7 protein-coding genes and 2 tRNA genes are annotated in these 10,795 nt (G+C 37.0%); 8 read left to right on the top strand and 1 reads right to left on the bottom strand.

Annotation, left to right across the window (positions count from 1 at the left end; all coding sequences use genetic code 11):
• Window positions 1-53 precede the first annotated feature (53 nt).
• Window positions 54-2,366 carry a histidine kinase gene (locus F0365_RS05640; RefSeq protein ID WP_169932805.1) on the bottom strand — a complete coding sequence of 771 codons (2,313 nt, stop codon included), beginning with the start codon at window positions 2,364-2,366 and terminating at the stop codon, window positions 54-56.
• A 200-nt stretch (window positions 2,367-2,566) separates the two neighbouring features.
• On the opposite strand from F0365_RS05640, the gene F0365_RS05645 reads away from it, so the two are divergent.
• The 8 genes from F0365_RS05645 to F0365_RS05680 all read left to right on the top strand — a co-directional run bounded on the left by F0365_RS05645 (window position 2,567) and on the right by F0365_RS05680 (window position 10,772).
• The gene (locus F0365_RS05645; RefSeq protein WP_169932806.1) at window positions 2,567-3,574 is read left to right on the top strand and encodes a hypothetical protein; all 1,008 of its coding nucleotides are present in this window, start codon (window positions 2,567-2,569) and stop codon (window positions 3,572-3,574) included.
• Between the two features lie 130 nt (window positions 3,575-3,704).
• Window positions 3,705-4,898 carry a hypothetical protein gene (locus F0365_RS05650; protein WP_240961918.1) on the top strand — a complete coding sequence of 398 codons (1,194 nt, stop codon included), beginning with the start codon at window positions 3,705-3,707 and terminating at the stop codon, window positions 4,896-4,898.
• A gap of 97 nt (window positions 4,899-4,995) precedes the next feature.
• Window positions 4,996-7,614 (top strand): DNA mismatch repair protein MutS, encoded by a 2,619-nt coding sequence (gene mutS / locus F0365_RS05655; RefSeq protein WP_169932807.1) that lies wholly within the window; start codon window positions 4,996-4,998, stop codon window positions 7,612-7,614.
• A gap of 81 nt (window positions 7,615-7,695) precedes the next feature.
• A tRNA-Gly gene (locus F0365_RS05660) sits at window positions 7,696-7,767 on the top strand.
• A gap of 57 nt (window positions 7,768-7,824) precedes the next feature.
• Window positions 7,825-7,910: transfer RNA gene (locus tag F0365_RS05665), tRNA-Leu, on the top strand.
• A gap of 235 nt (window positions 7,911-8,145) precedes the next feature.
• Window positions 8,146-8,799 (top strand): hypothetical protein, encoded by a 654-nt coding sequence (locus tag F0365_RS05670; RefSeq protein ID WP_169932808.1) that lies wholly within the window; start codon window positions 8,146-8,148, stop codon window positions 8,797-8,799.
• Window positions 8,800-9,723: 924 nt separating this feature from the next.
• On the top strand, window positions 9,724-10,185 hold the full coding sequence (locus F0365_RS05675) for a mobile mystery protein A (RefSeq protein WP_169932809.1): 462 nt from the start codon (window positions 9,724-9,726) through the stop codon (window positions 10,183-10,185).
• Window positions 10,176-10,772 carry a mobile mystery protein B gene (locus tag F0365_RS05680; RefSeq protein ID WP_169932810.1) on the top strand — a complete coding sequence of 199 codons (597 nt, stop codon included), beginning with the start codon at window positions 10,176-10,178 and terminating at the stop codon, window positions 10,770-10,772. Before F0365_RS05675 ends, F0365_RS05680 begins: the two co-directional genes overlap by 10 nt.
• The last annotated feature ends 23 nt before the right edge of the window (window positions 10,773-10,795 follow it).

Here is a 10,795-nt window from a genome sequence, read left to right on the forward strand (position 1 = left end):
CTCAAAATATTAGCGCAAATTTATTCAAGATCTCATTCCTCATTCCTCATTTCTCATCCCCCCATCCTCACCACAACGGTAGTCCCCACATCCGGAGTCAATCCAGCATCACTTGCTTCCATACCGATTTTACAATCGTGCAATTCATTCAATAATGCGACACGATTTTTGATATTGCCCAAGCCTTTAGAATCGCGTTTCTTTTGATGCTCGGTTTTTATTTCTTTGGACTTTTCTCTTCCTATTCCATTGTCTGTTATGGTGACTAGTATTCCTTTTTCCGCTTTCGCGAAAGTGACATTTAAAAAGCCTTTTTCTTTTTTATAACGCAATCCATGCCATACCGCATTTTCAATAATGGGCTGTAATAGCATAGGAGGCACTTGTATTTTAGCATCCTTTAAAGAAGGGTCAATTTTAAGGGTAAAATCAAATTTATCTTTAAAACGTTCGTGTTCCAGCTTTAGATAAAGACCTAGAAGTTCAATTTCCTTTTCTAATGGGATAAAATCCAACTCACTATTTTCTAAAACGCTGCGCATCAATTTAGAGAAGTCTGCCAGGTATTTGTTGGCCGCGCGTTCGTCATTTTGTGCGATATAGTTATTTACAGAGTTCAACGCATTAAATATAAAATGCGGATTCATCTGACTGCGCAATGATTTGAGAGCGAGTAAATGGTTGTTGATTTTTTGCTGCTTGTTGTTGCGGTACATAAAATACGCCAGTGTCAGTAATAATAGACTCAAGGCAACTAATGAGTATATTATCCAGCGCTGTCGCTGGTTCATTTGTTGTGTAAGCTCGCGCTCGGTATTGATCAGGGCAATTTTATTCTCGGTAAGCTCGCGATCTTTTTCTAGGGTAAGGATCCTGGTCTGTTTAGAAACCAGCTCTTTGGTTTTTCTAGAGTTTTCTTCTAGTTCTTTTTCTTTCTCTAGATACAACGCATCTACAGTATTGATGTACAATTCATTATAGGCCAGTGCTGTTTTAGTATTACCCGCTTTTTTATTGAGTTCATACAGGCTTTTTGCAGCGTCCTTTTTTACTCCTAGGTCATTATTCTCGGTTGCTTCGTCTAGACTGGATTCATAGAAAATGATTGCCTCTGCAATTTTATTTTGAGCTTTTAAAGCTTCGGCGATGTTGAGTTGTTCTTTTTGTTTGGACAAGCGATTTATTCCATTTGAGCTGGAAGGCTCATAAGCAGCTTCTGCACCTCTTTCTTCTATATCATCCTCAGCTATCACCACCTCGTTTAAAACGCCTTCTTTTTTGGTCATTTTTTGCGGTGCTTTAGCTTCGTCGCTTTTAATCTCATCGAGGATTTCAATATTATTCTTACGCAAGGCAATTTCCTTATCAAACTGAGAGTTGCTTCGGTAAAAGTCTGCTGTTTGTGATTGGGTAATCACATTAGCCTTACGACTCTCCTTTTTAGATTCTTGGATGGCTCTATTGTAATAAGCTTCTGCCTTATCTACCTGACCTATTTCATTTAACAGCGCAGCAATTTTTGAATTGATGGAAGTCACTTGTATATTTAAACTGGTGGTTTGAGCAAGTTGCAGTGCCTGTTTATAAGTTTGCAATGCCTTCTCGCTATCGTTTGTTTTAGCATAAGCAGCAGCTAGACCCGTGAGTCTTTTTATTTCTAAAGTAGAAGAACCTCCCGTGCTTAGGTTCTTTTTTGATCTACCAGTGCTGGAAATATCCGCACCTAAATAAGCGGCAATGGCTTCTTGATAATTACCATTGAGACGCAGCATGTCTGCTTTTTTTATGATAATTGTAAGGCTGGTGTTCAACTCCTCGGCCTGCGTATAATTAGCAATGGCAAGATCGTATTGTTTATGAAAACTATAGAGGTCGCCCAGTTTTTTATAAGCGGCACTTTCTTGATTTTTGGTAAGTGATTTAGGATTGTTAGATAAAGCAGCGATAAGGAAATCGGCTGATTTTTGTGCGTCTTTTTTCAAAAATACTTGTGCACTATCCATAGCCACTTGATAGGGAATAGCAGGGCGCTTTTTTTGATCTTGGTTTTCACTTTGTACGCGTATTTCTATATCGTCATTACTTCTTATACGGTAATAAACGGTCTCAAAATTAAGACCTCTTATCACGATTTCTTCTCCCATATTTGCGGGTAAACTAAAGGTACCGCGAGCATCAGTAGTTGCATAACGCCCCATTTTCCCTTCTATATTCACTCCTGCAATAGGCATTCCACTTTCACTCAACACACGTCCTTCCAGCACCATATTGGTCTCTTGAGTCCTAGGCGCTTGGAGTTCCTTGTTTTGTGCTACTGCTATTTGAAAAGTAAAAAGCAGGATTAATAAAGTGACTATCTGTTTCATTGGGCTGTAAACTTAGTCATAAAAAAAGATATGATTCCTGTGAAAAGCTTGCTTTAGGTCGGTATAGATGGTGTTTTGCACGCTTTCGCGAAAGCGGACTCATCAAGAATAGCGGTACACTCATTCATAGGGTAGATTTACTCATTGGGTCTATGAAAAGGATTTTTATACCAATAGATTTGGTTTAAAATATAAGGAAAATGAAAACTATGCTCACCTCTATACTGCTGCTTCTAGTAGTAACCATGACGGCCCAGCACATGGGAAATTTTAATAATTTAGTCGCTGACCATCAAATTTCTAGAGCTAATATTGTTACCGGAATGGGAAGTGGGAATCCTTATGTGCAACCCTACACACCGCCGCAACCCAATCATATACTGCACATCGATTTGCGATCTCTTTACAATGTAGAAGCGACCGATTATACCGCTGTATTTAATATCATTCAAGTAGGCAAAACTGCTGAGGAAACTACCAAGCTCATGAACGATAAGATTGAATTGATTAAAAAGGAACTCAGTTCAAATGGTTTTCAAGGACAGTTTGCTCTGGACATGATTTCTTTTGTGCCTCAATACGAGATGGAAGTCACTAAAAAGCTTTTCTCCAAGACCTATACCGAAGTGCCTGTAGGCTTTGAATTGCAGCAAAATTTATTGATCAGCTATACGAAAGACAGCGATTTCCAAAAGATCCTCACCGCTTGCGGAAAAGCGGAGGTGTACAACCTCGTTAAAGTAGATTATTACGTAAAGAACTTAGAAGCTGTTTATGAGGATTTACAAAACAAGCTGCTCGTTGAGGTGGCCAAAAAGAAATTATACTACAAAGAATTAGGTTTTGATATGAGTAATTACAACGTCATGATGGCCGATAAGAAATATTACCACACTCCTAAAGATTTTTATAAAAGTTACCTCGCTGCCGAAAATATAAGTATGGAGCCTCTTAAAAATCAAAAAAGTGTGACCACAGTAAGAAAACCTACTTCTTATTATTACGACCCTATTCCGTATAACGGTTATGACGTTGTTGTAAATGCATCGATTACAAAGCCGGTTATCCAATTGGGGATGGATTTGAGCTTGCAATACACCCTCAAGCCTGTGGAGAAAAAACCAGAACCTTTAAAAACACCCAGTCCTAAAGTGTATGTAGTAAGTCCGAGTGGGCCTATTGATATTAAGGAAATACCTAACAATTAAGGGAACGGAAGCAAACAAAACCTTTCCCTAGCCCTGAAGGGTAGGTTTTAAAAAGGGACGTAAAACTGAAGAGATTCTCTTTCCGCACCCTTCAGGGAAGGGGAACCGAAACAAAAACTAAAATTTAAACATGATGAATAATTTAAAAACACTCGCATTTACCCTAAGCATTGCTTCATTAATGTCTTGCAAAGGCGCTACTACTGAAAATGAAGTAGAAACCGCAAAAAACACGATAGAAAATCCGCAAACCGCTGCTGCGATTTCTACAGTGGTGGAAGAGTCGGTAACCATACAAATTGCCATGCTTCTAGACACCAGCAATAGTATGGACGGACTCATTGATCAGGCCAAAACCCAGCTTTGGGACCTTGTAAACAAAATGTCTGGAGCACATTGCAATGAGCAGCAGGCTTTATTGGAAATCGCACTTTATGAATATGGGAACAGTGGGTTAAATTCAGAAGAAGGCTTTGTGCGTCAAGTGCTTTCCTTCTCAACCGACCTTGATTTGATCAGTAAAAAGCTGTTCAGTTTAAGAACTAATGGTGGAGAAGAGTATTGCGGTACCGTGATAGATAACTCTCTAAAACAATTGGAATGGAGAGACGGAGCAAACGATCTTAAAATGATTTTTATAGCAGGAAATGAAGGCTTTAATCAAGGTGCTGTGCCTTTTTCTTCGAGTATTGCCCAAGCGGTAGAAAAAGAGGTGGTGGTGAATACTATTTTTTGTGGAGACTGGAATACGGGCGTACAGTTGAAGTGGAAAGAAGGCGCTACTTTAGGAAAAGGGGAATACATGAACCTGGATCACAACCAGAAATCTGCCTATGTCGCTACGCCTTATGACAATAAGATTTTGAATTATAACCATCAGCTGAATGATACTTATATCGCTTTCGGTCGTCAGGGTTATGATAAAAAAGCCGTCCAAATGCATATGGACGAAGAGGTTCAAGAAGTATCTGCTCAGGCAAATGTGAAGCGTACCTTAGCCAAGTCCTCTGCAAATTATCGCAATTCCAGCTGGGATCTTGTTGATGCTTTAGATGATGAAGACATGAAGGGAAAAGTGCTTACGGAGGAGAATATAAAGACGTTGCCAGACAGTATTCGTTATAAAAGTAAGAAGGAGATTACCGCTTTCGCGAAAGCTAAAAAACAAGAGCGCACCTCCATACAAAACAAGATCAAAGAACTCAACCAAAAAAGAGATCAATATATCGCAACACAATCACTCACCGAGACTAACGAATTAGAGTCGGCTATGTTTAAGGCGATCAAGAAGCAATCTGCCTTAAAAAACTACAAATGGGAATAGTAGATAAGTAGCTATGCACTGTTGAAAAATGTTGAATGGTTTTAGGTTGATCACAGTGGCTAAATCGTATTTTTGATATTCATATAAAAGTATAAATTTGGCCACTAAATCAAAGAAGGTAACTCCTTTAATGCAGCAATACAATAAGATCAAGACCAAGTATCCTGATGCCTTGTTGTTGTTTAGAGTGGGCGATTTTTATGAAACCTTCGGTGAAGACGCTATTAAAACAGCGCGCATTCTCAATATTGTATTGACCAGCCGTAACAATGGCGGTGATCATGTAGAACTAGCTGGATTTCCACATCATTCCTTAAACAATTACTTGCCTAAGCTGGTAAAAGCAGGGGAACGCGTTGCCATTTGTGATCAATTAGAAGACCCTAAACAGACTAAAAATATTGTAAAACGCGGGGTAACCGAGTTGATTACGCCAGGAGTTTCTCTCAACGATGAGGTGCTCAGTTCCAAAACAAATAATTTTCTAGCCGCACTTTCTGTCAACAGGAATGTATATGGAGTGGCGTTTTTAGATATTTCCACCGGTGAGTTTTTAGTTTCTCAAGGCTCTAAAGAAGAAGTAGATAAGTTATTGCAAAATTTTAACCCCAGTGAACTTTTAGTAACTCGTAGCGATAAAAAGACACTGGCAATGGAGTTCCCATACGATTTGCCTTTCTTCCATTTGGACGATTGGGTATTTCAAATCGACTTTGCCACAGAGTCGCTTCTCAAGCATTTTAAAGTCAATTCATTAAAAGGGTTTGGAGTAGAAAAGTTGGATCAGGCGCTTATTTCGGCAGGTTCGATTTTACATTATCTGGAAGAGACCCAACACGATAAATTGGATCACGTCTCTAACATTTCCCGTATTGAAGATGATAATTTTGTGTGGATGGATCGTTTTACCGTCCGCAATCTAGAATTATACACCCCATTAAGTCAAGGAGCGGTCACTTTAATTGACGTTATTGATCAAACCACTACGGCTATGGGTGGGCGCATGCTCAAACGCTGGATGGCATTTCCATTAAAAGATGCAGCTCAAATTAAAAAGCGGCATGACGTGGTGGAGTTTTTTACCAACTCACAAGAACAACAAGAAGACATCAGGTCCTACCTCAAACGCATGAGCGATTTGGAGCGATTGATTTCAAAAGTAGCCGTAGGTAAAATTTGCCCTAGAGAAGTCGTACAGCTTAAAAACAGTCTAGAAGCTATTATTCCCGTAAAAGAAAAAGCACTGGCTTCAGATAACAAAGCTTTGAATATTATAGGAGAAAGCTTGAATCCTTGTACGCACTTAATAGACCTGTTCAAACAAGCTATTGACGAGCAAGCACCTGTAAATATTTTAAAAGGGAACACCATTGCTCCTGGATATCATTCAGAATTAGATGAGTTAAGAGGCTTGGCAACTTCAGGAAAGGATTACCTGGATAAGATGCTTGCTAGACATGTAGAAGAAACGGGTATCAGCAGTTTGAAGATATCTAGTAACAATGTATTCGGTTATTATATAGAAGTACGAAATACGCATAAAGATAAAGTTCCAGCAGAATGGACGAGAAAGCAAACTTTAGTCAATGCAGAGCGTTACATCACAGAAGAACTCAAAGAATACGAAGGCAAAATATTAGGTGCTGAGGACCGCATCAACGCTTTACAACAAGAACTTTTTGATAGCATAGTTCGGGAGATTATGCCCTCTATTAAAACCATTCAGAACAACTCCCAGTTAATAGGGCAGTTGGATTGCTTGATTTCTTTTGCCTCTCATGCGGTGAAGTCTAACTACATCAGGCCAGAATTATTAGACAACGACGAGTTAATCATCAAAAACGGTCGCCATCCAGTCATAGAAAAAATGCTTCCAGCAGACCTGCCCTACATTCCTAACGATGTACAGCTCGATCGAGACAGCCAGCAAATCATCATGATTACGGGTCCTAACATGAGTGGTAAAAGCGCCATTTTAAGACAGACAGCACTGATTGTTCTTTTAGCACAAATAGGAAGTTTTGTCCCTGCCGAAGAGGTAAAGATGGGAATTGTAGATAAAATATTTACAAGGGTAGGCGCAAGCGATAACATTTCTCAGGGGGAATCTACTTTTATGACAGAGATGAATGAAAGTGCGAGTATTTTAAATAATCTCAGTGAGAAAAGTTTGGTACTGCTCGACGAAATAGGTCGTGGAACAAGTACTTATGATGGTATTTCTATTGCATGGGCCATAACCGAATATTTACACGAGCACCCTTCCAGTCCCAAAACCTTATTTGCTACGCATTACCACGAGCTCAACGAAATGACCTCGCAATTTGACCGCATTAAAAACTTTAATGTAGAAGTGAAAGAATTAAAAGATAAGGTGCTCTTCATGCGCAAGCTAGTTCCTGGGGGTAGTCATCACAGTTTTGGGATTCACGTGGCAAAAATGGCCGGAATGCCACAGCAGGTGATCTCAAAAGCAAATAAAATACTTAAAAGGCTGGAAAAGAGTCATAAGCAAGAGGATTCTAAAGAAGCTATAAAAGCCATTCAGGAAGAAGAAATGCAATTGAGTTTTTTCAACTTAGACGATCCATTGTTAGAAAATATCAAACAAGAAATTTTACAGGTGGATATAAATACCTTAACACCAGTAGAGGCTTTGATGAAATTAAACGAAATCAAACGCATGTTGGTAAAAAAAGAGAAAGCATCCTCATAATTTTTCATTTTTTCCTTTGCAGTATAAGGAAAGTTGTTAAATTTGCAACCGCTTTGAAAAGTTGTATACTTTTTAAATTTTGCGAAAGTAGCTCAGGGGTAGAGCATCACCTTGCCAAGGTGGGGGTCGCGAGTTCAAATCTCGTCTTTCGCTCTAAAATTTGTTCTTAAATGGATTTTACAGTACCAATGATGTGTCGCTGACACAATCGCTCGAGTGGTGGAATTGGTAGACACGTTGGACTTAAAATCCAATGGGTAGTAATGCCCGTACGGGTTCAAGTCCCGTCTCGAGTACTGAAACCTCTTGTAATCTGTTGATTATAAGGGGTTTTTTAATTAAAACAGGTTGTATTCCCCGTATATTCCCCGTAATGGTCTGAAAACTTTAATAAATCTTACTTTTACCGTCACCAAAATAATCTTAACCCTTAACTGTGATCTAACCGGTACCTTTGATATAGTCTTGACATTATTTTGCATTTGTAAAAAAAGATAATTATAATTGATAGTTTTAACTAAAAGTTTTTAAATGAAGTATTTAATATTATTTGTTTTCATGTCATCAATTAGTATTGCTCAAAATAATAGATACTTAGAGCGTAAGGGATTAAGATTAAATAAAGCCGAAAGGGAAGCGATGCTAAAGGCACAAAAAGAAGGTCGTACCTCAATAGTTTCCGATAGTATTTATAAGGCTTCTTTTGGTAATATATCAGGCGTTTATGACTTTGAAAGCGATAATGTACAACAAGGTTTTGGCTTCAATCAAAAAATAAATTATCAAGTAATCAATGAGTTAGAAAATATCACTAAAGAAACTGTTTATAAAAACGTTCTTTTATTTATTACACAAAATAAAGCAAAGATTCTTTTTAAAGATTCTAGTAAAATTACTTATGAAATTAAAAAAATTGACTTCTTCAAAGTAGATACCGACATACTTACCAATACAACGTATGATTTGGACTTGTTAGTTACTTATGATTTTAAAGATAAAAAAATAAGAACCACCTACGAAAAAATTGAACTAAATAAAAACTCAAATCAAAATATAATAATAGATAACTACTTTTTTGAAAGAGGTGATTATATAAGTAATCAAAATACAAAATACGACGGTTTGGTTTTTAAACTATTAGATGTTATGAACTCTAATTTAAAACAAGTTTTTTCCGACTGGTAGACTTCTTTTAAATACCAAAGATTAATCAAACCCTTGATGTAATCTTGATATTACCCTCACCCTAATATCAATACTGTAACCTTACTATTATTCTTGCTATAACCATCACCGTAATATTACCGTTCCCTTTAGCATTAGGTTAAGATTATATGATGCCTTTAATGTTGCTATACTTATCTAGGATGCTGCCAGTCCTAAATGATCTTAGTCCTACGATCTTATTTTCTGTATTATTAACTCGTACAAGGTCATAAACATTTTACGATAGGTCTGTGAATCCAGCAAACTGCAAAGAAAACACAATTTATAATTCGTTTTTATTTCGACTACTTATAGTTTTTTTTTGAGTTTTTTACGTTTTACGTATTATAGTAAAAAAGTAATTAGCCCACATTTAGTTTAGCCCCCAATAAGTTCGGAGTGATATTTAGAAACAACAGATTCACTTCAAAGAGTGGAATACCGGGACCAACCGCTGCTAGGTTTACTAGAATATTATTAGACAAAGAATTATTAAGGACATTAGAAGAATCTTCAGGTAGAAGGCCAGCTCTTTATGCTTTTGAACCATTATTGCAACTAGCTCGAGTATAAAAACTACCTACAACAATGTAAAAAACAGTTCAAAAAGTGCTTAAATGAAAGGTCTGTGTCTATTTGCCAAATCGGCAAATTTTTAATTTGGCTTATTCAGAAAACAGTAATAAGAAAATTGGATATATGCTTAATCCAAAGGACTGTTCCTTTTAACTCCTTACTAACCATAGCCGAGACGTTAACTGTAATTTTAAAATAACAACTAAAAGTAAATGTTCAAGTTAACTTTTTTTATTTTTTGTAAACATATATATTGACTTATTAGTATATTTGTAAATATATAAGTTTACATATCTAAATTTTTGGAAACTTAAAGATTTACAAAAAATGAGAAACAAGCGGAAACTTTTAATTGAGCAATTGGAGCAAAAGCTACAACCATTCTCTCCAACTAGAAAAGTCTTGGTCCCTGAACGTGGATGGACCAACACCATTCGTACAACGCTACATATGACAATGGCCCAACTTGGGGCCAAACTAAATATCACAAGACAAGGAGTGAAAAGAATTGAGGAAAGCGAAGCTAATGGCACGATAACACTCAATTCCTTAAAGGGTGTAGCCAATGCAATGGATTTAAAATTGGTATATGCACTAGTCCCAAAACACGGGACCATTAACGATTTAATACAAATAAAAGCAGAAAAGCTTGCTCAAAAAATAGTGTTGCGGACCAATCAAAATATGAAACTAGAAGACCAAGGAATTGGAGATGAAAAAATAGCCAAAACTATAAAGGAACTCGCTAGTGAAATAAAACGAGAGATGAGAAAGTCACTATGGGATTAGAATTCAATTATAAGTATGGGCAAACAGCATTAGACGCAGAAGAAAAGGAAGGTCTTAAAATATACTCAATTACTACTCAAGGAGAGTTGGATGAATTTGAGCAATTGAATATTGAAAAAGCAGTTGAATGGACTATTCACTCAAAATTCAAACCTGAACATATTTTGACAGAAAAGTTTATTAAAGACTTGCACAAAAGAATGTACGGTGATGTATGGAAATGGGCAGGTGAATTTAGGAGAACTGAAAAAAACATAGGAGTCCAGTGGACACAAATTGGAATTGAATTGAAAAATTTACTTGACGACACAAAGTATTGGATTGAAAACAAAACCTATTTACCAGAAGAAGTTGCTATTAGATTTAAACATCGAATAGTATCTATTCATTGTTTTCCTAATGGAAATGGAAGACATTCAAGAATGATGGGGGACATCATAATTGAATCCATATTTGGGAAAGAAGTATTCTCGTGGCATCAATCAAATATGGTTAAAGTTAACGAAACAAGAAAAGAGTATATTAAAGCTTTAAAAAAAGTTGACGATGGAAACCTTGCACCATTAATTAAATTTGCAAAAAACTAAACCTAACAATGGCTATAAGTAAT

Source organism: Nonlabens sp. Ci31 (assembly GCF_012974865.1).
Classification (GTDB): Bacteria; Bacteroidota; Bacteroidia; order Flavobacteriales; family Flavobacteriaceae; genus Nonlabens.